Consider the following 24050-nt stretch of genomic DNA (forward strand, 5'->3'; position numbering starts at 1 on the left):
GTCACCCGTACCGTCGCCCCGCCGCGGCACCGCTCCGGCTCACGGAGCTCGCCGCGCGGCACTACCCTGGCGACCATGCCCAGCAACTCCCTGATCGACTGGCTCGCCACGCGCAGCCCCGAGCAGCTCGGGTTGATCGCCAACCGCGCCGCCCTGCGCCGTCGCGGTCGGGAAGTGTCGCTGCGCGACTTCGCTCATCTGCTCACCCAGGACCACGTGGCCGCCGAGCTGGTGAAGTTCTGCACGCTCCCGGACGTCCAGGCGCTGGGCGCCGTCTCGTGGCTGGCCGACCAACGGCACGGTCCCTTCCCCGAGGAGCGCTGGCGCTCCCCCGACCCCTACGATCGCGCGGTCCCCCGGAGCGCGGTGCTGGACCTGCTGGCCGGCGACGACCCCGGCCTGCGGGCCGATGCGGAGGCGACGCTGGACCGGCTGGCGGACCAGGCGCTCCTGCTGCCGCCACACGGCGAGCAGGTGGTGGCCCACACCTACGTCCACCGCTCGATGATGGGCGGCATGGCGCTGGGCCGGCCTGCCCATCAGCTCATCTCCCGCCACTTCAACGCGCCCGAGGTGCACCACGTGGCCGCCGGGCTGGGGCTGGAGAAGGCGGCCAACCGGTCGGCCGCCGAGCGGAACGTCGTGACGGTTCTCACCGATCCCGAGCGGCTGCGCGCGCTGCTCGACCGGGCGCCCGAGGCGGCCACGCGACTGCTGGAGCTGCTCGCGCACGACGGCCCTCTGCTGGAGACCCGCTGCTTCCACCCCGCGGGCGTCTACGGCTACAACTCCACCGGCAAGTACACCTTCTTCCCGGGCGGGTCCGGTCACCAGGGGGTCGACTGGCTGGCCGCCCGGGGCCTGCTCCTGCCCTCCGGTCTGCCCGGCGTGGCCGAGCTCCCGCTGGAGGTCGCGCTGGCGGTCCGCGGCGAGGTGCGGGCCACGTTCCATCCCCGGCCGCCCTCCCCGCCCGAGCTGCCGCCGGCCGAGCGGGCCGAGGCGGCCTCCCAGGGCGCGGTGGTCGCCGTGGCCTGGCAGCTCGAACGGCTGCTGGCCGCCTGCGCCGAGCGGCCACTCGCCGTGCGCAAGGCCGGCGGAGTGGCGGTGCGCGACACGAAGCGGCTGGCCAAGCAGGTCGGCCAGCCAGAGGAGACCGTCCGCTTCCTGCTCGAACTGTGCGTCCGGGCCGACCTGCTGGGCCCGCTGGCCGAGCCGGCCGAACGCCCCGCCAACCGCCGGGCCAAGGCTCCCGACCCTACCTACGTGGTGCTGCCCACCACGTCCTACGACCGGTGGCTGCCACGTCCTCCGGCCGAGCGGCTGGTGCCGGTGCTCGCCGCCTGGGCCACCTGCCGCGATATCCCGCTGTGGTGGCCCGACCCCGACCAGACCCCGGTCGCCCTGACCGGGGCGGACGATCCCGACGCCGTCGGCCTCCGCTACGCGCTGCTCGAGGCGCTCGCCGCCGCTCCGGGCCGCCGCGCCGCCGCGGCGCCCGAATATCTGGTGGCCGCCGCGACCTGGCACCGTCCCATGCGCGTCGCCGAGGGTCTGCCCGGAGCCGAGCGGATCGGCGCCACCGTGCGCGAGGCCCGGCTCCTCGGCGTCGTCGCCGACGACACCCTGACGGCCCTCGGCCACGCCCTGCTCGGCCTGCTCCGCACCGGCCGGGCCTGGCGCGAGCCGGAGCCGGTCCTCACCCCCGTGCTCACCGACCTGCTGCCGCCGCCGCAGACGACCGCCCGTTTCCAGACCGACCTGACCGCCGTGGTGAGCGGCACTCCGGAGGCGGGCCTGGCCGCCCTGCTCAACGCGGTGGGCGCGCGTGAGTCCGAGGGGCACGCGGTGGTGTGGCGGATCTCCCCCGCCTCCGTACGGCACGCGCTCGACGCGGGTCACGACGCCGAGGACCTGGTCAGGCGGTTGCGAGCCGTGGCCCAGGGCGATCTTCCGCAGCCCCTCGAATACCTGATCAAGGACGTCGGCCGGACCCACGGCCGGATGCGGGTGGTTCGCTCCGGTTGCTGCGTCCGATCCGAGGACGAGGCCCTCCTCGCGGAGCTCGCCGGCGCCAAGGCGCTGCGCGGACTCGGCCTGCGCCTGATCGCGCCGACCGTACTGATCAGCGCGAGCTCCGAGCGGGAGACGATGGACGCCCTGCGGGCCGCCGGTTACGCCCCGGCCCTGGAGGCCGAGACCGGCGTCACGCTGGTCGAGCAGCCCGCCGCCCGCCGCGCCAAACCGTCCGGCCAGACCTCCCGCCTCTGATCGGCCTCCCCGGACCACCAGGTGTCACGCCTTGGCACTCCTGGCCACGAGCGCCTCGACGGGCGCCCCGTTCGTCCCGCGCCGAACGGAAGCGCGCCGAGGGCGCCAGGAGGCGACGAGGGCCAGTGCCAGCAGCAGTTCGGCGAGGTCTCCGCCGTAGTACATGATCTCGGCCGCGCCGCGCCGCTGCTCCACGGGCACGGGCAGGTCCACCCAGAGCCCGGCGTACATCAACTGCGACAGCCCGGCGTGCACGGCGATCGCCACTCCGAGCACCACCAGCCGCGTCGGCACCGACGGGCGGCGGGGAGCGGGGTCCGGCCCGGCGATCACCCACGCGAACAGGCAGCCGGCGAGCAGGAAATGCGCGTGCACCCCTTCGTGCAGCCAGCCGTAGGAGGTGGTCAGCCGGTAGAGCGGCGTGCAGTACAGGGCCACCATGCCGCCCACGCTCAGCACCAGCGCGGTAACCGGATTGGCCAGCAGGTGCATGGCCCGCCCGCGCAGCAGCGCGCCGAGGCGGCGGCCGTGGGCGGCGGGCAGCGACCGTAGCAGCAGGGTCATCGGCGCGCCGAGCACCAGGCACAGCGGCGCCAGCATGCCGATGAGCAGGTGCTGCAGCATGTGGCCGCGGAAGTCGGTGCCGGCCAGCGCGGCGACCGGCCCCACGAGCCCGGCCGCCACCAGCGCGCCGCCCGCGAGGAACGACGTGAGACGCCACCGGCTCCATCCCCTGGGCTCCCGGCTCCGGCGCGCCGCCAGCAGCAGGTAACCGGCCGCGGCCAGGCCGGTCGCCGCCAGGATCAGTGCGCCGCCGGCGTGCGAGTGGGCACCGTGGACCATCATGTTCTGGCCGCGGGCGCATCACCGCCGCACAGGTCGAGCTCCCCGCCGGTGCGCTGCAGGCCCCATCCGGCGGCCACCAGGAGCGCGCCGAGGAGCAGGAAGCCGAGGTCCCACCAGAGCTGGTGCGGGCCGAGCAGGACGTGGTGGATGCCCAGCAGGTGGTGGTCGATCACACCCTCCACAAGGTTGAACGCTCCCCAGCCGACCAGAATCCATCCCCACAGCGTCCGCGACGTCCACACCCGGCCGCGCGAACCGGTGACGCGGGAGTAGAGCAGACCGAGCCCGATCAGCACCGCCAGCCAGGTGACGGCATGGAACAGCCCGTCCCACAGGGTGTTCATCCGCAGGCCCGGCACCGTGTCGGGCGGGTAGTACCGCACTCCGATGTTGTCGGTGTCGGTGCTGCTCAGCATGTGGTGCCACTGCAGGATCTGGTGGAGCAGGATGCCGTCAAGGAATCCGCCCAGCCCGATGCCGAGGATCACACCGGGCAGCCTGATCCGCTGTCTGTTGTCGGCCACCGCCATGGGCTCAGGGGTTCTTGCCCATGGCCTGGCGGATGACGTCGCGGGCCCGGTCCATCATCGCCACCGGCGTGCCGACCAGCACGTTCTTAATGGCCGACTCGGTGCCGGGATGCGGGTGGGTGGGGGCCATCGCCTCGGCGGCCTTGACCCCGACGGCCATGCCACGACGCTCGGCCTCGCTGGTGTGGCCACGCAGCTTGGTGAACTCGTAGCGCTCCTCGGCGCGGGCGTGCGCCTCCACCGCGCCGCGCAGCAGCGCCAGGTTCTGCGTGAAGTCCGCCGCCTCCGGCCCCGCCTCGTCCATGCGCATGAGGAGTTGCTTGGCCTCGTTCTCCTCCTCCAGGCGATCGTCGACCACGGCATCACCCCCGTCGATCTTGCGGCGGGCGTACGGGTGGACGATCTCCTCCTCCGCCGTCTCGTGCACGGCCAGCAGCCGCACCAGCCGGCTGAACGTCTCGCCCCGCTCCGCCGCGGGCGCCTGCTCGACCTCGTCGAACAGATCCCTGATCATCGCGTGCTGGGCCACGAGCAGATCGATGACGTCCGTCTCGCCCATCATCTCCGGTGCCGTGTGCTGGTCGGCCATGTGAACCTCCTCTGGGATATGGGCCCCTGCCTACCCATCGCGGGAGGTGACACACCGGCGTACGGAGAGGGCGGTGTGGTGTTTGCCCTCCTTGGACTCTTCAGGGGGTGACCGCGGAGATTGGGGCGGGAAGCCTCGGGTAGGACGCGCGGGCAGCTTGCTGCGCCGGCACATTCGACCAGCGCGAAGGAGCGCACGCACATGACCTTCAACCCACTGCGGGAGCGGGGCATCCCGCTGGACAAGCAGCTGCGCAACTGGCGCGAGCTGGACGTCATGCCGATCGATCCCGACCACGCCGACCCGTACACGCGGTGCCGGATCATCGCGATGAACGGGATCGAGGTGGAGGCGATCCTGTTCAGCCACCAGCTCGCCCGCCACTGTCCCGACATCGAGCTCAAGCAGCAGCTCGCCCGGGTGCGTTACATCGAGGCGCAGCAGCAGAAGGTCGTCAACTGGCTGCTGCCCGGCCTGGCCTCCGTGCTGGAGACCACGATCGCCTACGAGCAGGTGGCCGTCGACCTGACCGCGTGGGTGGCCAGGATGGAGCCGGACCCGTACCTGAAGCAGGCCTACCAGTTCGGGGTGCTGGAGGACTTCGACCATCTCTACCGCTACGCCAACCTGTACGAGATGATCGAGCACCGCAAGGCCGAGAAGATCGTCGACAACCTCACCGAGGTCATGCCCGGCCGCCCGACCTACCTGCACCACCGCAACCCGGTCGACAACGTGCGCGAGCCCTACGACAAGAGCACGGCCGCGCCCCTCTCCAAGCTGCACGCCCTCACCATCATGGCCGCCGAGCAGCAGACCATGAACTTCTACATGAACGTCGGCCCCACCTACATGGAGCCCATCGCCCGCCAGCTCTACCAGGAGATCGGCCTCGTCGAGGAAGAGCACGTCACCCACTACGAGTCGCTCGTCGACCCGGGTGAGAGCTGGTGGGAGATGCTGCTCAACCACGAGTACAACGAGTGCTACCTCTACCACTCGTTCATGGAGACCGAGTCCGACCCCAAGGTGAAGGCCATCTGGGAGCTGCACCTGAACATGGAGCTGGAGCACCTGCGGCTGGCCGCCGAACTGTTCAAGAAGCACGACGGCCGCGACCCCGAGCAGGTCTGCGCGCCCGAACTGCCCGCCCCGGTCACCTTCGAGCCGAACAAGGGCTACCTGCGTGAGCTGCTCGCCACCCAGATCGACTACACCACCCTGGGCACGGGCTACGTCCAGGAGGCCCACGAGCGGTTCGAGAAGATGCAGGAAGCGATCATGGGCGGCGAGAAGGCGCCCTCCGAACGCGTCATCGAGGACAACCGGGCCAAGTCCGGCCACGAGTACCGCCTGGAGACCGAGGGCGAACATCCGGTCGGCAGCTTGGCGCGGGAGCGCTGACAGCGGCCCAGCGCGTCCCGAGGGCAGGGAGTGTCGCGGGGGATCAGCCGTCTCGCGCGACCTCGGCCGCCAGTCCACACTCCTTCATTAGAGTCATTTCTAGTCAATGTACTTCTGAAATCATGGCTGGCGATGACTGAGCAGAAGAAGCGACGCCCCTACGCCAGCGCGCTGCGCCATGAACAGGCCCAGGCCACCCGGCAGAGGATCGCGACGGCGGCGCGGGAGTTGATGATCAGGAAGGGCTACGCCGACACCACCATGGCCGAAGTGGCACGTCAGGCCGGCGTGGCCGTTCAGACGCTGTACACGTCCTGCCCCGGCGGCAAACCCGCTCTGGCCAAGCTCGTCTACGACATCACCCTGGCCGGGGACTCCCAGGCCCTGCCACAGAGCGACCGCCCCGAGGTCCGGGCGATCATCGAGGAGCCGGACCCCGTGCGCAAGCTGGCCCTGCACGCCGCCACGGCCACCGCGATCCTCCGGCGCATCCAGCCGGTGCACCGCCTCCTCCGCGCGGCGGCCGCCGCGTCACCCACCGACGCGGGACTCCAGGACGTACTGGCCGACATCGAACGCGAAAGGCTGATGGGAAGCCGCGGACCGGCCGAACATCTCCACGCTCTCGGAGCGTTGCGCCCAGACCTTCCGCCGGCCAGAGCGGCTGAGCAGATCTATGTCCTCACCTCGACGGAGAACTTCGAGAAGCTCACCGAAGTGTGCGGATGGAGCGAAGGCGAGTACGAGGAGTGGCTCGCCGCGATGCTCGCGGCGGCCCTCCTCGAACACCATCACCCCGAGCAGGCTCACGGACGATGAGACCGGGCCCCTGCTCCCAGGCGTTCACGGTCTCATGCCGGCTCCACCGAGACGGTCGCCGAGCGGCCGAGGATCTGGCTGATCACTCCGCCGAGAACGGTGTCGGGGGCGGGGGCGGCGGCGGGTGAGCGCCAGGCGACGTAGCCGTCGGGGCGCACCAGGACGGCTCCGGTCGGCTCGATGCCGTAGAGGCTGGTGAACGCGTCGGCGTCGTCCTCGATCCCCGGGTCTCCGATGGCGAACGCGGCCAGCGGGACACCGTGCCGTTCGGCGGCGAGCGCGGCGCCGCGCCGCCAGTCGTCGCCTTCGCGGGTGGTCAGGAGGGTGAACCGGGGGCCGAACAGGTCCAGGGTGGACAGCCTGCCGTCGCCGCGTCCGAGCCAGAGATGAGGGGCCCGGCAGCCGGGGGTGGCGCTCTGCCGGTAGTCGGCGTAGGAGTCGTCGACCGCCGGGGGGACGGCGCCGTCCGGCACGACGGCGCCGGAGGCGTAGCGGGTGCCGAACTCGACGCCGAGGTGGTTGCCGTACCGGTGAGTCGCCTGAATGGCGTCCTCGGGGCTGAGCTGCTGGTCGAGGCCATACAGGATGGCGACGGAGATCTGCAGGACGTTGTGGAAGTTGGCCAGCGACTGCTCGACGGTGGTCTTGGCGGGCGGGCGGCGTTCGGCGTCGTAGGTGTCCAGGAGCGACCAGTCCGCGCTCCCCCGCGCGCAGAGGGCCAGCTTCCACATCACGTTGTGCATGCCCTGCAGGCCGGTGTTGACGCCGAGGCCGCCGGTGGGCGGGAACTGATGGGCGGCGTCGCCGCACAGCACGATCCGGCCCGCGACCAGCCGGTCGGCGACGGTGGCGTTCATCCTCCACCGCCCGACGGTGCGCACCTCCACCTCCAGGTCCTCGATCCCGGAGCCGGCGCGGATCCACCGCGCGCACCACTCCGGGGTGTGGATGCCGGCCTCCCACTCCTCGCGCTGCACCGGGATCTGGCAGAGCCAGCGACCCCGGGCGTCGAGCGGCTGGAACACCCCGGCGGCCTCGGATCCGCCGACGTAGAGCAGCACGCCGGTCCGGTCGCCGAGGTAGGACTCCAGGTCGGCGCGGAAGTAGCAGTTGACGAAGTGGCTGACCGCCTGGGCGCCGTCCAGGGCGATCCCCAGCTGCCGCCGGACGAGGCTGTCGACGCCGTCTGCGGCGACCAGGGCGCTGCCCGAGATCGTGTAGGCGGTGCCCGACCGCGGGTCGAGCACCTCCAGGGAGGCCTCGGTGTCCTCGGGGAGCCAGCCGGTCAGCACCCGCGTGACCTCGTGACCGAAGCGCAGGTCGACGAGCCCGGTGGCGGCGGCCGCGTCCCGGAGGATCTTCTCGATGAGGTCCTGGGACGACATCACGGGTAAGGCGGGACTGATCTCCGGTCCCGGACCGAGGAATCCCAGGGTCTCGATCTGCCCGGTCTCCGCACCGGTGAGGGTGTCGAAGAACCGGATCGGGCTCTTCCAGCCGGGCGGCGTGTCGATGCCGCGCAGCCGCTGGTAGACGGCGTGTCCCCAACCGCGCGCGATCTCCATCGTCCGGGTGTTGAAGTTGCGGGTCTTGGGGTGCAGGGACGTCTGCGCGCGCTGCTCCAGCACGACCGACGGGACACCGAAGCGGGCCAGTTCGAGGGCCGCGGCGAGACCGACGGGACCTCCTCCGACCACGAGGACGGGAGATGTTCTTGAGATGTGGATCACAGGCGCATGGTAACGGGACCGACGAAGCCTGCCGCCGTGCCCGAGCCCGGCCCTTCCGCCTGACCTGGGCGAACGCTCTTCCGGTCCAGCTTGTCACGTTAAAAGGTCAAAATTGTCATCGCCACCGGTTCGAGATGATCGCTACTCTGCGACAATGCTCACTTATCGATCGCCTGGCGCGATGGTCCTCGTGGCGGCTGCCACCCTCCTCACCACCACAGCCACAACGTCGAGCGCGCGGGCGTACGAAGCGCCCGCGACCACGGCGGATCGCGTGCTGCGCGTCTACAACAACAACATCGAGAACCTGGTGAGAAACAACGCCGACGGCACGTGCACCCGGATCTCAGGCCCGGACCACCTCACGTCGATGCTGGTCGACGACAACGGCAGGACGGGCACCTCCGGCGTACGGGCTCCCGATCTGCTGATCGTGCAACAGGTGCGCGGCACCGGGCAGACCACGGCCTACGCCGACCAGCTCTCGGCCAAGTTCGGATATCCGGCGGGCACCTACAAGGCGGTCGTGGCCTGGGACGACCCCGAAGCGTGGGGCAGCTCGCACAAGTGCAGTCAGCAGGCGCTCGGCGACCTGAAGAAGAAGCAGACCAACGCGATCGTCTACAACACCAGAACGCTGAGCCTGGCGTCGGGCGACGTCTCGAAGTACTGGAGCGCGGGCTGGTTAAAACCCGGGACACCGTACAACGGCGGGGCCGGGTGCACGCTGTACAAGCCGCCGAACAACGACAGCGGCACCACCAACGCGCACAAGTGGAAGCGCACCAGCGCCATCGCGGCGAGATTCACGATCAAGGAAACGGGGACGACGGTCTTCGCCGCGACCATGCACCTCCCCGAACAGAACGGCGCGAACGCCTGCGCGGGCGCGGGCACCGCGGGCATCGCCAACTCCGGCATCCATGTCGGCGCGGACGCCACGAGCCTGATGAACGCCTCCACGATCCGGGTGATCGGGATCGACGCCAATCGCACGAACATCGCCTCCTCGACGCTCGGCGGCTTCGGCATGACCGGCTACGGAGCGAAAGCGACCTCCGGTTCCAGAAAGATCGACTACCTGTTCGTCAGGGGCGCCGTGCAGCCGTCGAGCATCGATCACACGGTCAGCGGCACGAAGTCGAACCATCTGGCGCTGTACGGATTCATCACGTACTGAACCGCGCACTCCCTCAAGCGCACGCCGGCGCCACGCGGGATCGGCGAGGTCGGGAAGGCCGGCGGGCTCGGGGACACCACCCTCGAACCGATCGGCGAGGCGTCGGGCACCGCTCTGGTCACCCATCTGAAATGCCGTGCCGTCCGGTAGCTCGGCGATCAGGAGGCGGGAGAGCTTCGCGACCGTCCGGCTGGTAACCCGACGGGCGCACCAACCCCGTCTCGTAGGCGAAGACCGCCGCCTGGGTGCGGTCGCGCAGCCCCAACTTGACCAGGATCCGGCTCACATGGGTCTTGACGGTCTGCTCGGCGACCACGAGGCGCCCGGCGATCTCCGCGTTGGACAGACCCTGCGCGATCAGCGACAGCACCTCGGTCTCGCGTTCGGTCAGGTCGCCCACGCGCTCCTTCAGCGGGGCGCGCGGGGCGCCGCTCACCCGGGAGAACTCGGCGATCAGGCGCTTGGTGACGTTCGGCGCGAGCAGGGCGTCCCCGGCCGCCACCACCCGCACCGCGTGGGCCAGCTCGGCCGCCGACGCGTCCTTGAGCAGGAAGCCTGACGCGCCGGCCCGCAGCGCCTCGTAGACATAGTCGTCGAGGTCGAAGGTGGTCAGAACCAGGACCTTCACGGTCGTGTCCGGCTGCCCGGCGAGGCGGCGGGTCGCCTCGATGCCGCCCAGCTCGGGCATCCGCACGTCCATCAGCACGACGTCGGGGGCCAGCTCGGCGACCTTCGCGACGGCGTCGAGACCGTTCACGGCCTGGCCGACGACTTCTATGCCGGGCTCGGCGTTGAGCAGCACGGTGAAGCCCTGACGGACCATGATCTGGTCGTCGGCTATGAGCACGCGGATGCTCGTCATGGGGTGGCCTCGATGCCTTTCTGGGAGTCGATGGGCAGGAACACACTCACCTCGTAGCCGCCGCCGGGCGTGGGTCCCGTGACGAGGTCGCCGCCCAGCATGGCCGCGCGCTCGCGCATCCCCAGCAGCCCGTGCCCCGCGCCGGGTGCGGGCGCGGGCGCGGGCGGCGCGGCGGGCGCGGCGTTGACGACTCGGATCGTGAGGGCGTCGCTTCGATAGCGCAGCCGGACCGCGACGGGCGCGCCCGGCGCGTGCCGCATGGCGTTGCTGAGCGCCTCCTGCACGATCCTGAACGCCGACAACTCCACCCCGGGCGACAGCGGGCGCGGCTCCCCCAGGGTCTCGGCGGTGAGCGCGACGCCTGCGCCGCGTACGTTGGCGAGCAGTTCGCCGAGCCGGTCGAGGGTGGGCTGCGGAGCGTCCCCGGGTGTGTCCTGCGCGCGCAGGAGGCCCAGGACTCGGCGCAGCTCGGTCAGCGCCTCGACGGCGTTCTCGCGAATGCCCGCGAGGTTCTCCTTCAGCTCGTCGGACGGATTCGCCACCAGGTGCGGCGCCACCTGCGCCTGAATGGAGATCACCGACATGTGGTGCGCGACCACGTCGTGCAGTTCGCGGGCGATCCTGGCGCGCTCCTCCAGCAGCGTGCTGCGGGCCCGCTCCTCGGCTGTCAACTCCTCCTGGGCCTCCAGCCGGGTACGGGTCGTCCTGAGCGCGCGCTTCCCGGCCCCGATCACGACCGCGACCGCTTCGACCGCCACGGCCAGCAGCACCTCGCCGCTCCCGTTGCCCTCGGGCACGAACACCACGCATCCCGCTCCCACCAGCGTGGTGATCGCCAGCGCCGAGACCGCCACGCGGGGGCGGACCCGCAGAGCCAGCAGGAAGAGCACACCGGCCTGCAGCGCGATGCCCGAGCCCGTCCACGGGAAGGCCAGCGCGTCATGCGGGAGCGTCGGGAAGACCGGCCCCCTGGGCGTCCCCGTGTGCACCATCCAGGGGAAGCTCAGCCTCTGCGAGAGGTAGGTCATCCCCGTCCTCGCGCCGATCACCGTGGCAGCGATCGACGCCCACCAGGCGGGCAGCGGGCGCGACATCGCGAACACCAGGATCGCCGCCTGGATCATGGCGAGCAGCGGGACCGTCGAATCCGCACCCTCTCCACCGGAGAACATGCCCATGACCAGCGCGTACAGGATGACCAGAAGGTGCGGGAGCCGGGACAGCCGGCGCGGTCTCGCCATGCGGGGCAGCGGGTCGGCGGCGGTCGTCCACAGGTCGGAGCGTAAGGCGCCGAAGGCTCTTCGCAGCCTGCTCACCAGCCCTCGCCTCATGTCCCCTACGCCCCCTTTGTCGGGGCGCTCCAGCTTAGCGACGTGCCGCGACCGGCTTCGAGCGTGACGGTCCTCGCTCCGAACCGTGGAAGACGGCGCAGCACGCCAGCAGCGCCACCGCGAACAGCGGCAGCCAGGCCACCCGGGCGAGGACCCAGCCGGGCCCGTCGGGGACCGTACGCAGGCCGGGCAGCATCCCGTCACCGAGTAAACCGGCCCTCAGCATCGCGCTCTCGGCGAGCAGGCCGAAGGAGGTGACCGCGATCATCGCGGTCTGGTGCCAGAGGAAGATCGTCATCGCGGCGAGGTTCGTCAGCGCCACCGCGGCCCAGGCCGCCGGGCGGCGCAGCAGCCGCCTCAGCGGACCGAGCAGCAGCAGGGCCGCACCGCACTGGGCGAGGCCGAAGGTGACGGCGGCCAGGGAGGGCGGATCCAGGTTGGACAGCGACGCCCCCGGCACACCGACCATGGCGGCCGGGTAACCGGCCCAGGTGACGAGCGCGACGGTGACGACCGCGCCTCCGAGCAGCAGCGCCCACCCGGTCACGCGCCCACGCAGCCGGCCTCGCGCCCAGGCCGCCCCCAGGCAGTACGGCACCAGCCACCCGGCCGCCACGTTGACCCACCAGCCCAGCTCCTCTCCATGTCCGGCCACCGCGTCCACGAGCCCGCCCAAAGGACCCGCTCCCTCCGCGTGGGCGCCGACCGGGATGGCGCCGAACCTGACCAGATCGACACACACCACCACAGCGAGCGGCCACACCGGGTGCAGTCTCGACACCAGCGGGGTCGCCGCGGTCAGCGCCGCGAAGACCAGCAGGAACCACATCGGGGACAGCACGAGCTTGACCAACGCCTGGACGCTGTCCAGCCTGACCCCGGCGGCCAGCATCGCGAGGGCCGCCATGCCCCACACCACCACCACGGCCGCCGCCGGCCGGAACAGCCGGGCCGTCCGCCCCGCGAGCCACCGCCCGTACGGCACGCCTTCCGCCCGGGCACGCAGCCGGCTCCGCGTCCCCACCATCCCGCCCACCAGGAAGAAGACCGCAAGAGTCTGGAACACCCAGGAAACCGGGGTGAGCTGCGGCAGGTACCGCAGCGGGCTGGCGACCCGCACCGTCCCGCTGTCCACGACCAGCGCGGTCACCAGCCAATGCCCGGCCACCACGCCCAGAATGGCCAGCGCGCGCAGAGCGTCCACGGCACGGTCTCGATCGGGCGGCGTCTCGGCGTCGAGCCGGGCGACAAGGTCACGCATCGCCGTCAGCCCGTCCCGACGCGATCCACGCGATGCCGGCCAGCGCCGTGGATCCGGCCGTCAGGTAGTCGCTGTGCCCGCCGCCGCCCGCCGCGAAGATCCTGGCGCCGAATCCGGGCGAGACCGGATCACCGCCCAGCCCCACCGTGACGAACGGTAACTCGACCGACAGGTGCGGCAGCCCGCCGACCCAGTCCCCGTCCGTGCGCCCGGCCCACACCACGGCCGGGGTGCGCAGCGCGGCGGCGTCCGCCACGCCCGCGCCGGGGCTGCCGAACAGGACGATGTCGGCGACGTCCAGCCCCGGCGCGGCCCGGCCGCACACCACGGAGCCGTAGGAGTGGCACAGGAGCGAGACCCGTGCGCCCGGCCTGGCCGCGCGCAGCTCGCCCATGAAGGCACGCAGGCCGGGGGCGGCCCCGTCGGCGCGGCCGGGGGTCAGCGCCTGGAGGCTCACGCTGCTCGGCGTGGCGTACCCGAGCCAGGCGATCACGGCCGACCGGTCGCCCAGCGCGTCCCGAAGCCGCATCGAGCCGCCGCGCACCAGCCCGTACCTGTCCAGGTCGACGCCGGCTCCCGGAACCAGCACGGCGATCCGTTCGGCGCTGGACAGCTCGCCGAACACCTCCACGGCCCGGCCGCCGTCACGGCCGTCGAAGGACAGGAACCGCCGCGCGGGATCAGCCATCTCGCGCAACCTCGCGGCACGCCAGTGGTGGCCGTGCCGGGCCGCCGTCCGCGCGGCCGCCACGATCTCCGCGCGGACGGCCGCATACCGCTCGGCGAGCACGGCCGGGGTCGCGGCGGCCAGCGGTGGCGCGGGAGCTGGAACGGGGGCCGGTACCCGCCCGGGCATGGCCACGCCTGTCATCGGCCCAGCCAGCGCAGCGGCGACGAGCGTGGCGGGCAGGAGGCGGCGCAGGCGGCTGCCACGCGGGCGGGTCGTCATGGGCGGTGGTCCCTTCGTGCCGGAGATCGTGCTCGGGCTCGAAGGTATGGATCACCGCTGGTAGTCGGCGTCCCGCTGTGGAGTGCACATTTCGCGTAGCTCTGGCGTACTACGGGATGCAGACGGGTCTCGCACGCCGCGGTCTGGGCGGGGGTGTCACTTGGTCCAGATGGCGGCGTAGCGGCCCGTTTCCGCGTTGATGTGGATCGGGTAGAAGCCCTTGGCCTTGAGCTCGTCGAACCGGCTCTGGTAGCCCGCGGCGGTCATGCCGATGTAGGAATGCCAGGCGCCGGGCTTGTCGTCACGCCAGACGGTGGTGTAGCGGCCGGTGGCGCTCACCGCGACCGTGGTGGGGCGGAAGCCCTTCGCCACGTTCTTCCTGAACTCGGCCTCATGGCCCTCCTGGGCCAGGCTGACGTTGACATGCCAGCTCACCCGGCCTGGGTTGGCCGACCAGACCGCGACATAGCGCGGCGCGGAGGCGGTGCCGTAGGTGTCGACCGACGACAGCATCAGACCGTCCTGGCGGGCCGTGCCGCTCATCCGCAGGAGCTCGGCAGGAGTGATGCCGTGCTTGGCCACGTACCGGAAACCGGGGTTCTTCACGAAGATGGCCGCGAAACGAGCACGCTCACCCGAGCCGGTGGCGCTGACCACGGCCGGCTGATACCCCTGAGCGGTGAGCTGGTCGAAGCGCTGCTGATAACCATCTGCGGACATGTCCTGATACATCGCCCACGGCAGATCCCCACCCATGGCACGACCCGACACCGACCACATCCCGGCATACCGAGTGCGACCCGACAAGTCGGTGGACACGCTGACCGTGATGGGCCGATAACCCTGACCGCGCAGGGTGTCGAACCGCTCGGTCTGCTGCGCCGGGGTCAGGTTGTGGTAGGCCACGAACCTCGGCGCCGTGCTCACCCCCTCGTGCGCGGCCAGGATGTCCCCGGTGGACGTCGCCTGCGCGACCGCCGCCGACGGGAGAACGACGATCAGCGTGAGCGCACCCACGGTCGTGGCCAAGAACCTGCGCTTCCCTTTCATAGAACGGTCCTTTCGCTGGAAGGGGGTCGGGGCATCTCCGGCCGAGTGCCCGGCGGCGGGCCGGTGATCCGGTAACCATGGCGGGCGGCCACCTCGATCAGCCGGCCGGGGTCGGTGTCACCGGCGGCGACGTCGGCGGCGAAGTGCTCGAATCCGGCCGGCCAGGTCAGCTGGAGCAGGCGCAGCGGAGAGTCCTGGGCGTTGACGAAGGCGTGCGGCAGGTCGCGGGGCAGCAGGACGAAGGCACCGGCCCCGGCCTGCCACGTCCGCTCGCCGCAGTACACCTGGATCGTTCCCGACAGGACGTAGAACGCCTCGTCGTCGTGCTGGTGCACGTGCCAGGGGGTGGCGAAACCCGGCGGGCACTCCTGCTCGATCAGGGTCAGCGCCTCGCCGGTCTCCGATCCCCCCGCCTTCACGGTCATCGTGGTGCCGAGGAACAGCATCATGCCCCATCTTTTATAGTCTCACTCTAAAGTCGTACTCTAAAGTGATACTTTAAGTCGATGGAAGACGTCAAGAGTCCGAAGCGGCGCTCGGCACAGACCCGAAGCCGCATCGTGAAGGCCGCGCATGGGCTGTTCGTCGTGCGGGGCTACACCGGGACGACCTTCCAGCTGGTCGCCGACGCGGCCGAGGTGTCGGTGCAGACGGTCTACTTCCACTACGGGACCAAGAGCCAGCTGCTCAAGCACGTCGTCGACGTCGCCTCCGCCGGAGACGACGAGCCCGTGCCGCTCCTGCGACGGCCCTGGTTCGCCGCGTTGCGGGCGGCACAGGACCCCAACGAGGTCGTACGAGGATGGGTGCACCACAGCGGGGTCATCCTCGACCGGGTCGCCCCCGTCCTCGCGGTGGTCCGCGACGCGGCGGCCGGCGACCCCGACATGGCCGCCCAATGGGCCGCCAACAGCGAGCAGCGGCACGCCGCCCACGCGGAGGTCATCGCCATCCTGGCCCGCCTGCGGGCGCTGCGGACCGGCCTGACCGAGCGCCGGGCCACGGACATCACCGTCGGGATGTTGTCGCCGGATCTGTTTCTGGTGATGACGCGCGAATGCGCTTGGACCACCCCGGAGTGGGAGGACTGGACCGCCGACCAGCTCTCCCATGGCCTGCTGTCCCCCTGACGGTCAAGGGCGGTGCCGGGCCACGGATCCAGCGGCCGGCTCAGTCCACGGCGCCGGCCTGGGTGAGGAGGTTCTGGTACCAGGTGGCGTACGGGTGGTTGGTCGCCGGATAGTTGGCCAGCGGGTCGGTCGCCTGACTCGCCGCGTCGAAGTCCCAGCCCCGCACGAGCCGTCCCGCCCGCCGCGCGTCGGTGATGAACGACGACTCCCCCGCCTTCGCCGCGTAGAACAGCGCGCCCTGCCGGAGCTCGGCGCTGTCGCCCTGCTGGAACTCGTCGAAGGCGACCTGCGGATAACGGATGCGGTCGCCCGCGAACCTGTCGGTGTCCACGCGCAGGGTCTGGGACGGGGTCGGGCCGTCGGCGCCGGTCCATACGCGCACGCTCGACGTGCCGCTGGTCGAGGTGGCCTTGTCATAGCGGGCGTCGCCGGTGGTGGCGTTGCCGCTCCACGCGACGGTCTTCGCCGCGGCGTTGAGCGTGCCGGCCCACTGCCAGTTCTGGCTGTTGCTCTGGCTGCGGTGGATCTCGCGGAGCCGGGTGCCCGCCGCGTCGGTGAACCTGACCGTCGGCAGGACGCCGCGGTCGTACTGGCCGCTGGGCCCCCACGCGATCTCCCCGTCGGCGCCGAGGCGTCCCACGCGGTACCACAGCGTGGTGTTGTTCTGGGACTGGTGGACCTCGACCAGGTCACCGTTGTCGTTCAGCGCGACGGCCGGCGTCACACCGCTGTCGTACCTGCCGTGGCGCAGCCAGGTCACCCGGCCGTCGGCGCCGTACCTGCCGGTCCAGTACCACAGCGCGCCCGAGCCCGAGTCGTGCACCTCCACGACCTGGCCCCGCCCGTTGATCGCGACGGCCGGATTGACGCCGATGTCACGCTTGTACAGGGTGCGGGTCTCGGCGTGACCGGAGATGAGGGCGAGCACCCTACCGCGTAACGCGTCCACCGTCGGCGAGCCGGCCGGGTAGTCCTCGGCCCGGTACAGCCGCGCGCCGAAGACGGAAACGAGCTCCTCGTTGAGCGCGGCCAGGTTGCCCGCGGCGTAGGAGGTGTTGTCGGTCAGGTTGTCCTTGACGTCGAGCGCGACGACGATCGGCGCGGCGGTGGGATGCGCCGCGGACCAGGCGTTGATCGCGTTGAGCCAGTCGCGCAAGAGGTTCGACGCGGGGTTTCCCTTGTGGTCGACCTGATCGCCGGGAGAGTCGTGGCCGATCGAGTAGTCATTCGAGGTGGCGTACCCGTTGTCGTGAATGTCGAGTTCGATGAAGCGGACGCCATGGTCGAGCTGGGAGGCGATCGAGCCCCTCGCGCCGGCGACATTGCCCGAATAGCTGTTGTGCGTGGCGCGGAAGATCGCCGAGGGTAACGGCGGGTCGTCCAACGCCTCGGCGGATCCGCTGATCAGCAGGACGGACGCGGCGGCGGCGAGCACGGACAGGACAACTCTCGAACGGGGCATCTTGTGATCCTCATGTCGCGGAGTGTCTCCCCAGACAATACGATCACCCGCCTCCAGCCAACCCCTCAGGCCGGTTGTCGAACGATCACCGCAAGGGCTCACGCCGGAGAGTGGACGGCAGGGGGCTTTCGGTCCTGCCTTCAACGTACGGGCGGGCCGGCAGGTTTAGCGATCTCCGTGTATGTCAGGGGAAACGGCATGACGGATGACTTACAGCCCATGCCCGATGACTGGACGAGAGCCCTGGCCGTCGTGGCCCATCCCGACGACATGGAGTTCGGCAGCGCCGGCGCCGTGGCCGCCTGGACCGCGGCCGGCAAGGAGGTGGGGTATCTCCTGCTCACCCGAGGAGAGGCGGGCATCGACTCGATGCCGCCGGAGCAGGCACGGAAGGTGCGGGAGGAGGAGCAGCACGCCAGTGCCGCCATCGTCGGCGCCTCGCCGGTCGAGTTCCTCGACCATCCGGACGGCGGGATCGAGCGCTCGCCCCAACTGCGGCACGACCTGGTGGCCGCGCTCCGCCGTCACCGGCCCGAGCTGGTGATCACCTTCAACCACCACGACTTCACCTTCACCGGGAAGTGGAACAGCCCCGATCACCGCAACACCGGGCGGGCCGTGCTCGACGCGGTCCTCGACGCGGGCAACCGGTGGATCCTGCCCGACGCCGGCGCCGAGCCGTGGGGCGGTGTCAAGTACGTGGCGATCGCCGGCTCCGTCCAGCCGACGCACGCGGTGGACGTGACCGGGCGGCTGGACACGGCGCTGGCCTCGGTCGAGGCGCACGCCGTGTACCTGGCCGCGCTGGGTGTCCCCCCGGGTGGTGCGCGGGTGCCGCTGGAGGGCTTCGTGAACGCGGCCGGGCAGCGCTTCGGCGGGCGCCCGGCGGTTCCCTTCGAACTGATCACCTGCTGAGCGGCCGAACTGCTGAACGGGTGAACCCGCAGAACGGCTGAACCGGCAGAACGGCGACCGGCCCCCGCACCGGCCGGTCCAGCCGTTCCCGCTCAGTCGACCTCGCTCAGTCGACCTCGTCGACGTACTCGGCCAGGCGTTCCTCGTTCACCACGAGGAACGGGTCCGAGGTGGGCAGGACCAGACCGGCGTCCTTGAATCGCTTCAGAAAGAAGCCGACGCGAGATCTGGTGGTGCCGACCATGCCGGAGAGTTCTTCCTGGGTGATGCGTTCCTCAATGGCCCGCACATTCGGCGAGCGACGTTTGCCGATTTTACGGGATAACCGTAATAAGACCGAGGCGAGGCGCTGCTCACTGTCCATTGTCACCATTGTCGCGATGACTTCCTGCTGCTCCCGCAGTCGCAGCGCGAGATAGTCGACGAACCCGTCCATGAGCTCGTGGTCGGCCACCGCCGCGCGGAAGCGGGCGGCCGGGATGCGGCGGACCCAGGTGGTCCGCATGGCGGTCGCCGTCTCGCTGCGCTCGGCCCCGAGCAGCGAGGACTCCCCGAAGATGTCGCCGGCGGTGAAGATCGACAGCAGGCACTCCTTGCCGCAGCGGGCGTACATCTGGGTCTTGATCTGCCCGCTTTCGATCACGTAGATATTGCTGTCACGCTGCCCGCAGTTGTAGATGTTGGCACGCTTCGGCACTCTGATCGAACATGCTCCTGACGCATCGTGCGCAATGAAGGAGCGGAGGCCGTCCTTCAGTTGCGCGACATCCGACGACTTCATTTAGCTCGCCCCTCATGTGTATGCCGGGAATACACTAGCCCTACCCATCAAGCGACTGATTAACAGGATGTACCGGAATTTTCAGGCTCGATGAGAAAATCGATCGAGGAGCGAATTCACAACATTATCGGCCCGCCGCCGAATCAATGAAGTCGCGGGCCATGTTCATCAATTCAGGATCTCCCTTGAAGAGTGAAATGTGATCACCGTGCGGCCGGATGTGCAGCATGGCGTCGGGCAGCGATCCCGCGACCGCCTTCGACCCCTCCGGATGCGCGGTCTCGTCGTCACGGCTGGTGACCACGAGCGCGGGCCGGTCGATGCCGGCCAGCCAGGGGCTCACGTCGGTCTTCATGATCTCCCCGTTCAACCGGCAGTAGCGGTGCAGGAGATCTGCCGTCGCGTACGGATAGACCACCAGGTGCGCCAGATCCGGCGGCACCGAGGAGAGCATCGTCTGGCAGAGCACGGGATGGATGGCGGCGGCCCGGTCCGGGGCGGTCGCGCCCATCTCCATGAGCGCCACCAGGTTCTGCTGGTGGTAGGTCCGCTCGGCCCCCGCGACGGCGGCGAAGTCGCCGTGCCAGAGGCTGAGCGAGTCCACGCGGGTGAGGTCGCGGTGCGCCGCGGCCAGGCCGATGACGGCTCCGCCGCACAGGCACATCAGGTGCGCGCGCCGGACGCCGAAGTGGTCCATGACCGCGAAGAGGTCGCCGGCCTGCGCCGTCACCCCGGCCTCCGGGCAGCCGCCCGCGCCGGGGCCGAACAGGCCGCGGGTCTCCCACGTGACCACGTAATGGGTGCGGGACAGGAAGCGCGTCCACCGCTCGCACAGCCGGGCCGGCATGCCGCAGGCGGCCACGATCACGACGGCCGGGGCCGCCGGGTCGCCGGCCGCGTAGGCGGGCAGCGGCGCGCCACCGTCCGCCGGCTTGACCTCGTCGCGGACGCACAGCCCCTCGAAGCCGTCCTTCGCCGCGTCGTCCACGATCTCGTCGACGACGTCGGGCGGCAGGTCCTCCCCCATGCCCTCGCGCAGCGCGAGATGGTCACTGACCAGGCGTTCGAAGGTGTCGAGTGAGTCCTGGTCGTCGAGTGCGAACTCCGGTGCGCCCAGCCGTCGGGTCACACGGCCCACAAGGGAGGCGAGGCCAGGCGGGCCGGCCAGGCGCACCGGGTGTCGCAGGACGTCCACCAGTGGCCGCGCGTCCTGCACGGCCCGTGTCAGACGCCTGAGTTCGGCGGTCACGAGTTGATCACCGCGTTCCGTGGGTTGTGAGATGTCACGATCGCCTCACCGCGTCGTGAAGGCGTGCCCGGTGGTGGTCGCGGTCGCGATCCGGTTGCGCGGGTTGCCGTTCTGCCCGGCCACCAGGACCGCGCCGTACCTGTCCAGACTGACCCGGCCGCCGTACTCCTCGATCTCGTCCGTGTCGGGGTAGACGTCCACCTTGGTCGGCACGTAGCGCGAGGCGAAGCCGAGGCGCATCTCCTCGGTGCGGCCGTTGTGCGGCAGCGAGGCGTGCATGAGCGTCGACCAGAACAGGATGGCCTCGCCCGGCCTCATGACCATGGAGACGGCCTTCGACTCGTCGGGCTTCCATGCGGGGTCGATCTGCAGGTCGCGGTAGTCGTAGCCGAAGAAGCCGCGCCGGACGCCGTCCTTGTCCTCCTGGTTGATCTTGTTGGGGTCGTAGTGCATGCGCTTGGTCTCGTCGTAGAACATCGTCTCGTGCGTGCCGGGGATGAACTGCAGGCACCCGGTGTCCTCGTTCGCCTCGGTGAAGGCGGTCCAGACGGTGATGGTGCCGCCGAACTCCTCCGCCTCCGGCCAGACGATCTGCGGCTGGCCCGAGGCGTTGGCGAAGGTGTCCGCCTGGTGCCAGTCGGTGCCCTCGTCGCCGGGGTACTTGGGGAAGAACTCCGTGCGCCAGCAGAGCACATCCGGGCCGAGCACGCTGACCACCCGGTCCACGATCTGCGGCCGGCTGATGTGGTCGGCGAGGAAGGCCGAGTCCAGGTGCCGGTCGTAGTTGGAGATGTTGGTGTTGCCCGACGAGGCGGCGTCGTCCCGGTAGACGGCGTTGCCGCGGTCCATGAGACGCATCCGCTCGCGCCGCCAGTTCTGGCGCATCTCGTCGATCTCGTAGACCTTGAACGGCCCGAAGTAGCCCTGCGTGTGGAAGCTCTTCAGCTCCTCGGGGCTCATCGAGTACGCGCCGCGCACTGTGGTCTCTCCCATGGTCTATCCCCTCACGGTCAGTTGTTCCTCGACGCAGGAGGCCAGGCAGGCGACGGACGCCTCCTCCTCCAGCTCACGTCCCGTCAGCTCCAGGCCGAAGCGCTCGTTGACCTGGGCGATGATGCGGGTCATCGCCAGCGAGGTGGCGCCCAGGTCGAACAGGTCCACCCGGGGTGGCACCTCGTCGCGTTCGAGCACGTCCTCGGCGATGCGCTGCACGACCTTGGCGGCCGACGATGCCTGCGCGGACCTGGCCAGAGCGGCACGGTCCGCCTTTCCCTGCGGCGTCATGGGGATCTCCGACACGATGTGGTAGGTGGACGGGCGGGCGTGCGCCGGAAGCCGGTCCGCGGCCCGCCCGGTGAGCTGCTCGATCAGGTCGGGGCCTGGATCGCCGTCCACGACGACGAAAGCCAGCAGCCGGACGTCGCCCTCTCCGTAGTCGCGGTGGGCCACCACCGCGTGGGCGACCCGCGGGTGTCCCAGGAGGCACAGCTCGATCTCCCTGGGCTCCAGGCGGAACCCTCGGACCTTGATCTGGTCGTCGGACCGCCCCAGGTAGGCGTACTCGCCGCCGGGCAGCCGGGTGACGACGTCGCCCGAGTCGTAGCGGCGCCCGCCGTCCGGCAGGACCGCGAAGCGCTCGGCGGTCAGCTCGGGCCGGTCGAGGTAGCCGCGGGCCAGCCCGGGACCGGAGACGTGCAGGTTTCCGGTCGTGGCCGGGCGTCCGCGCTCGTCGAGCACGTCGAGACGGAGGTCCGGGATGGGCACGCCGATCGGGCTCAGCTCCGGGTGGTCGAGGTCGGCCGCGCGGACGCGGCGGTAGGTCACGTGGACGGTGGTCTCGGTGATTCCGTACATGTTGACGAGCCGCGGGCGGTCGTCGCCGTAGCGGGCGATCCACGGTTCGAGCAGCTCCACGTCCAGCCGCTCGCCGCCGAAGACGACCTGACGCAGCCGGTACGGCGCAGGGCGCTCCTGCCGGGCGTCGGCGGCCACCAGGTGCCGGAAGGCGGAGGGCGTCTGGTTCAGCACGGTGACGCCCTCGTCCAGCAGCAGGCGCCGCAGCGCCTCCGGCGACCTGGCCACCTCGGCCGGGACGATCACCAGCCGGCCGCCGTACAACAGCGCGCCCCAGAGCTCCCACACCGAGAAGTCGAAGCTGACGGAGTGGAAGAGCGTCCAGACGTCGCCGTCGCCGAAGCCGAACCAGTGCTCGGTCCGCTCGAAGAGGCGCACGACGTTGCGGTGCTCGACCAGCACCCCCTTGGGCGCGCCGGTCGAGCCCGAGGTGTAGATGACGTAGGCCAGGTCCTCCTCGGAGGCCGTGGCCGCCACGCGACCGTCGGCGTCGGCGTCGGCGTCGGCGTCGGCGTCGGCGTCGGCGAGCACGGTCTCGTCCGGCAGGGTGCCGTCGAGACGGGCCGCCACGTCCGACGTCGTCACGACCGTGCGGACACCGCTGTCGGCCAGCAGGTAGGCGATCCGCTCGGCCGGATAGGCCGGGTCGATCGGCACATACGCGCCGCCCGCCTTGAGTATCGCGAGCAGCCCCGCCACCAGGTCGACGCCGCGGTCCGCGCAGAGCCCCACCAGCACGCCGGGACCGGCGCCCGCGGCCCGCAACCGGCGGGCGAGCCGGTCGGCCCGGACGTCCAGGTCACCGTAGGAGATCTCCTCGGTGCCGCAGGTCACGGCGGTCCGCTCGGGGGCCTTCGCGGCCCGCTCGGCGAAGATCTCATGCAGGCAGCGGCCGGTCATGTGGCGTACATCCCCCAGTGGTGCGGGGTGAGGCCGGTGTCGGTCATGCTGCCGGGCGTGAACATCCTGGCCCAGGTGCCGCCGCCGCGCTCGGGCGCGATGCGCTCCTGGAAGTACAGCTCCCGCACCCTCTCGTCCTTCACGTGCAGCGCCAGCACCTTGTAGTAGGTGCTCAGCGACTTCAGGTGGATGAGCCAGTGGATGCGGTCGGCCGCGCCGAAGGCCTCCTCGTAGACGAAGACGGTCGCCTCGCCGGGCAGGTTCTCGTTGATGGACTCGGCGGCCTCGCGGGCGAACGTGCGCCCCTCGGACCGGAAGTCGTAGTCGAGCTGGGCGGCCCGGTGCAGCAGGAGACCGCAGTTGCCCGAGTGGACGAGCTGCTCGTAGGGCTGCGGCACCTGCTCGAGGGCGCCGGGCAGCCCGGTGATCTCACCCTGCTGCCGGTAGACCGCGGACTGCTTCTCGCGCTCACCGTCGACCTTGGTGCCGTACATGCCCCAGAACTGCGGCAGCAGCACGGTCTCCCGCATGCTGCCGTCGACGAAGATCTCGTCCCAGCCGCCGTCGGCGGTGTTGTCGCGGTACTCGTCGTCGGAGGTGCCCATGTGCACCATCTGCTCGTACGCGTGCAGCGAGCTGAGGTGGATGAGCCAGTGCAGCCGGTCCTTGGTTCCGAACGTCTCCTCGTACAGGAAGACGCTGGCGACTCCCACCTGCTTGGCGGTCACCATCTCCGCCATCATGCGGGCGAACTTGCGCCCCTTGGCGTGGAAGCCGTTCTTGACCTGTGCGGTCCGCTCGACGATCACGCCGGCCGTGGCCGAGTTGATCAGATCCGCCGCGGGCACCGAGGTCTGGTGCTCGGCGGGCGGGATGACGGGATTCGGGTTGGTCATCGCTCACTCCGTCTGGTCGGACTTGTTCGTCACGCTAATCAGGG

Annotated in this window: 22 protein-coding genes; 6 read left to right on the forward strand and 16 right to left on the reverse strand. The window is 70.6% G+C overall.

Annotation, left to right across the window (positions count from 1 at the left end; all coding sequences use genetic code 11):
* The first annotated feature begins 75 nt into the window (after positions 1-75).
* A complete protein-coding gene (locus AC5L3X_RS03690) occupies positions 76-2268 on the forward strand; it encodes a helicase-associated domain-containing protein (protein ID WP_494855086.1) in 2193 nt (730 codons plus the stop codon).
* Positions 2269-2292: 24 nt separating this feature from the next.
* Here the strand turns inward: AC5L3X_RS03690 and AC5L3X_RS03695 are convergent, their stop codons facing one another.
* Genes AC5L3X_RS03695 through AC5L3X_RS03705 form a run of 3 tightly spaced genes read right to left on the reverse strand, consistent with a single transcriptional unit; the run spans position 2293 to position 4233 of the window.
* On the reverse strand, positions 2293-3114 hold the full coding sequence (locus tag AC5L3X_RS03695; RefSeq protein ID WP_494855087.1) for a cytochrome c oxidase assembly protein: 822 nt from the start codon (positions 3112-3114) through the stop codon (positions 2293-2295).
* Positions 3111-3644: a DUF2243 domain-containing protein gene (locus AC5L3X_RS03700; RefSeq protein ID WP_494855088.1), complete on the reverse strand. Its 534-nt coding sequence runs from the start codon at positions 3642-3644 to the stop codon at positions 3111-3113. The genes AC5L3X_RS03695 and AC5L3X_RS03700 overlap by 4 nt, the downstream gene beginning before the upstream one ends.
* 4 nt (positions 3645-3648) lie before the next feature.
* Positions 3649-4233, reverse strand: a complete 585-nt coding sequence (locus tag AC5L3X_RS03705; RefSeq protein WP_494855090.1) for a hemerythrin domain-containing protein — start codon at positions 4231-4233, stop codon at positions 3649-3651.
* 201 nt (positions 4234-4434) lie between these two features.
* On the opposite strand from AC5L3X_RS03705, the gene AC5L3X_RS03710 reads away from it, so the two are divergent.
* Positions 4435-5637 (forward strand): hypothetical protein, encoded by a 1203-nt coding sequence (locus AC5L3X_RS03710; RefSeq protein ID WP_494855091.1) that lies wholly within the window; start codon positions 4435-4437, stop codon positions 5635-5637.
* 132 nt (positions 5638-5769) lie between these two features.
* On the forward strand, positions 5770-6456 hold the full coding sequence (locus AC5L3X_RS03715) for a TetR/AcrR family transcriptional regulator (protein WP_494855093.1): 687 nt from the start codon (positions 5770-5772) through the stop codon (positions 6454-6456).
* Between the two features lie 32 nt (positions 6457-6488).
* Here AC5L3X_RS03715 and AC5L3X_RS03720 read toward each other — a convergent pair whose 3' ends face one another.
* The gene (locus AC5L3X_RS03720; protein ID WP_494855095.1) at positions 6489-8186 is read right to left on the reverse strand and encodes an FAD-dependent monooxygenase; all 1698 of its coding nucleotides are present in this window, start codon (positions 8184-8186) and stop codon (positions 6489-6491) included.
* 154 nt (positions 8187-8340) lie between these two features.
* Between AC5L3X_RS03720 and AC5L3X_RS03725 the strand changes: the two genes are divergently transcribed.
* Complete coding sequence (locus AC5L3X_RS03725; RefSeq protein ID WP_494855096.1) at positions 8341-9366, forward strand: hypothetical protein; 1026 nt, start codon at positions 8341-8343, stop codon at positions 9364-9366.
* A 118-nt stretch (positions 9367-9484) separates the two neighbouring features.
* Here the strand turns inward: AC5L3X_RS03725 and AC5L3X_RS03730 are convergent, their stop codons facing one another.
* The 6 genes from AC5L3X_RS03730 to AC5L3X_RS03755 form a co-directional block, all read right to left on the reverse strand.
* Positions 9485-10228, reverse strand: coding sequence for a response regulator (locus tag AC5L3X_RS03730; protein ID WP_494855098.1), 744 nt, complete (start codon positions 10226-10228; stop codon positions 9485-9487).
* Positions 10225-11544 carry a sensor histidine kinase gene (locus AC5L3X_RS03735; RefSeq protein WP_494855100.1) on the reverse strand — a complete coding sequence of 440 codons (1320 nt, stop codon included), beginning with the start codon at positions 11542-11544 and terminating at the stop codon, positions 10225-10227. Before AC5L3X_RS03735 ends, AC5L3X_RS03730 begins: the two co-directional genes overlap by 4 nt.
* Positions 11545-11593: 49 nt before the next feature.
* The gene (locus tag AC5L3X_RS03740) at positions 11594-12820 is read right to left on the reverse strand and encodes an acyltransferase family protein (RefSeq protein ID WP_494855102.1); all 1227 of its coding nucleotides are present in this window, start codon (positions 12818-12820) and stop codon (positions 11594-11596) included.
* Positions 12813-13769, reverse strand: coding sequence for an alpha/beta hydrolase (locus tag AC5L3X_RS03745; protein WP_494855103.1), 957 nt, complete (start codon positions 13767-13769; stop codon positions 12813-12815). Before AC5L3X_RS03745 ends, AC5L3X_RS03740 begins: the two co-directional genes overlap by 8 nt.
* 156 nt (positions 13770-13925) lie before the next feature.
* Positions 13926-14819 (reverse strand): hypothetical protein, encoded by an 894-nt coding sequence (locus AC5L3X_RS03750; RefSeq protein ID WP_494855105.1) that lies wholly within the window; start codon positions 14817-14819, stop codon positions 13926-13928.
* A complete protein-coding gene (locus AC5L3X_RS03755; protein ID WP_494855107.1) occupies positions 14816-15268 on the reverse strand; it encodes a cupin domain-containing protein in 453 nt (150 codons plus the stop codon). The genes AC5L3X_RS03750 and AC5L3X_RS03755 overlap by 4 nt, the downstream gene beginning before the upstream one ends.
* 57 nt (positions 15269-15325) lie before the next feature.
* Here AC5L3X_RS03755 and AC5L3X_RS03760 point away from each other — a divergent pair, with 57 nt between their 5' ends.
* The gene (locus AC5L3X_RS03760; protein ID WP_494855109.1) at positions 15326-15949 is read left to right on the forward strand and encodes a TetR/AcrR family transcriptional regulator; all 624 of its coding nucleotides are present in this window, start codon (positions 15326-15328) and stop codon (positions 15947-15949) included.
* Between the two features lie 40 nt (positions 15950-15989).
* Here the strand turns inward: AC5L3X_RS03760 and AC5L3X_RS03765 are convergent, their stop codons facing one another.
* Positions 15990-17411 carry a phosphatidylinositol-specific phospholipase C domain-containing protein gene (locus tag AC5L3X_RS03765; RefSeq protein ID WP_494855111.1) on the reverse strand — a complete coding sequence of 474 codons (1422 nt, stop codon included), beginning with the start codon at positions 17409-17411 and terminating at the stop codon, positions 15990-15992.
* A gap of 198 nt (positions 17412-17609) precedes the next feature.
* On the opposite strand from AC5L3X_RS03765, the gene AC5L3X_RS03770 reads away from it, so the two are divergent.
* Entirely contained in the window at positions 17610-18326 is a 717-nt protein-coding gene (locus tag AC5L3X_RS03770; protein ID WP_494855112.1) for a PIG-L deacetylase family protein, read from the forward strand.
* A gap of 106 nt (positions 18327-18432) precedes the next feature.
* Here the strand turns inward: AC5L3X_RS03770 and AC5L3X_RS03775 are convergent, their stop codons facing one another.
* The 5 genes from AC5L3X_RS03775 to AC5L3X_RS03795 form a co-directional block, all read right to left on the reverse strand.
* Entirely contained in the window at positions 18433-19107 is a 675-nt protein-coding gene (locus tag AC5L3X_RS03775) for a Crp/Fnr family transcriptional regulator (RefSeq protein WP_189127492.1), read from the reverse strand.
* Between the two features lie 124 nt (positions 19108-19231).
* Positions 19232-20236 (reverse strand): alpha/beta fold hydrolase, encoded by a 1005-nt coding sequence (locus AC5L3X_RS03780; protein WP_494855113.1) that lies wholly within the window; start codon positions 20234-20236, stop codon positions 19232-19234.
* Between the two features lie 165 nt (positions 20237-20401).
* Complete coding sequence (locus tag AC5L3X_RS03785; RefSeq protein WP_494855115.1) at positions 20402-21349, reverse strand: chlorinating enzyme; 948 nt, start codon at positions 21347-21349, stop codon at positions 20402-20404.
* Between the two features lie 3 nt (positions 21350-21352).
* A complete protein-coding gene (locus AC5L3X_RS03790) occupies positions 21353-23110 on the reverse strand; it encodes an amino acid adenylation domain-containing protein (protein WP_494855116.1) in 1758 nt (585 codons plus the stop codon).
* Complete coding sequence (locus tag AC5L3X_RS03795) at positions 23107-24006, reverse strand: DUF6039 family protein (protein WP_494855117.1); 900 nt, start codon at positions 24004-24006, stop codon at positions 23107-23109. The genes AC5L3X_RS03790 and AC5L3X_RS03795 overlap by 4 nt, the downstream gene beginning before the upstream one ends.
* Between the last annotated feature and the right edge of the window lie 44 nt (positions 24007-24050).

It is taken from the genome of Nonomuraea sp. CX421 (assembly GCF_059358955.1).

What these genes read in the sequence shown, in the direction of transcription:
- AC5L3X_RS03725 (WP_494855096.1), top strand. Translation starts at nt 8,341, where the DNA reads ATGCTCACTTATCGATCGCCTGGCGCGATGGTCCTCGTGGCGGCTGCC.
- AC5L3X_RS03770 (WP_494855112.1), top strand. Translation starts at nt 17,610, where the DNA reads ATGACGGATGACTTACAGCCCATGCCCGATGACTGGACGAGAGCCCTG.
- AC5L3X_RS03715 (WP_494855093.1), top strand. Translation starts at nt 5,770, where the DNA reads ATGACTGAGCAGAAGAAGCGACGCCCCTACGCCAGCGCGCTGCGCCAT.
- AC5L3X_RS03705 (WP_494855090.1), bottom strand. Translation starts at nt 4,233, where the DNA reads ATGGCCGACCAGCACACGGCACCGGAGATGATGGGCGAGACGGACGTC.
- AC5L3X_RS03750 (WP_494855105.1), bottom strand. Translation starts at nt 14,819, where the DNA reads ATGAAAGGGAAGCGCAGGTTCTTGGCCACGACCGTGGGTGCGCTCACG.
- AC5L3X_RS03690 (WP_494855086.1), top strand. Translation starts at nt 76, where the DNA reads ATGCCCAGCAACTCCCTGATCGACTGGCTCGCCACGCGCAGCCCCGAG.
- AC5L3X_RS03740 (WP_494855102.1), bottom strand. Translation starts at nt 12,820, where the DNA reads ATGCGTGACCTTGTCGCCCGGCTCGACGCCGAGACGCCGCCCGATCGA.
- AC5L3X_RS03700 (WP_494855088.1), bottom strand. Translation starts at nt 3,644, where the DNA reads ATGGCGGTGGCCGACAACAGACAGCGGATCAGGCTGCCCGGTGTGATC.
- AC5L3X_RS03755 (WP_494855107.1), bottom strand. Translation starts at nt 15,268, where the DNA reads ATGATGCTGTTCCTCGGCACCACGATGACCGTGAAGGCGGGGGGATCG.
- AC5L3X_RS03760 (WP_494855109.1), top strand. Translation starts at nt 15,326, where the DNA reads ATGGAAGACGTCAAGAGTCCGAAGCGGCGCTCGGCACAGACCCGAAGC.
- AC5L3X_RS03795 (WP_494855117.1), bottom strand. Translation starts at nt 24,006, where the DNA reads ATGACCAACCCGAATCCCGTCATCCCGCCCGCCGAGCACCAGACCTCG.
- AC5L3X_RS03695 (WP_494855087.1), bottom strand. Translation starts at nt 3,114, where the DNA reads ATGATGGTCCACGGTGCCCACTCGCACGCCGGCGGCGCACTGATCCTG.
- AC5L3X_RS03790 (WP_494855116.1), bottom strand. Translation starts at nt 23,110, where the DNA reads ATGACCGGCCGCTGCCTGCATGAGATCTTCGCCGAGCGGGCCGCGAAG.
- AC5L3X_RS03710 (WP_494855091.1), top strand. Translation starts at nt 4,435, where the DNA reads ATGACCTTCAACCCACTGCGGGAGCGGGGCATCCCGCTGGACAAGCAG.
- AC5L3X_RS03730 (WP_494855098.1), bottom strand. Translation starts at nt 10,228, where the DNA reads ATGACGAGCATCCGCGTGCTCATAGCCGACGACCAGATCATGGTCCGT.
- AC5L3X_RS03765 (WP_494855111.1), bottom strand. Translation starts at nt 17,411, where the DNA reads ATGCCCCGTTCGAGAGTTGTCCTGTCCGTGCTCGCCGCCGCCGCGTCC.
- AC5L3X_RS03745 (WP_494855103.1), bottom strand. Translation starts at nt 13,769, where the DNA reads ATGACGACCCGCCCGCGTGGCAGCCGCCTGCGCCGCCTCCTGCCCGCC.
- AC5L3X_RS03775 (WP_189127492.1), bottom strand. Translation starts at nt 19,107, where the DNA reads ATGAAGTCGTCGGATGTCGCGCAACTGAAGGACGGCCTCCGCTCCTTC.
- AC5L3X_RS03785 (WP_494855115.1), bottom strand. Translation starts at nt 21,349, where the DNA reads ATGGGAGAGACCACAGTGCGCGGCGCGTACTCGATGAGCCCCGAGGAG.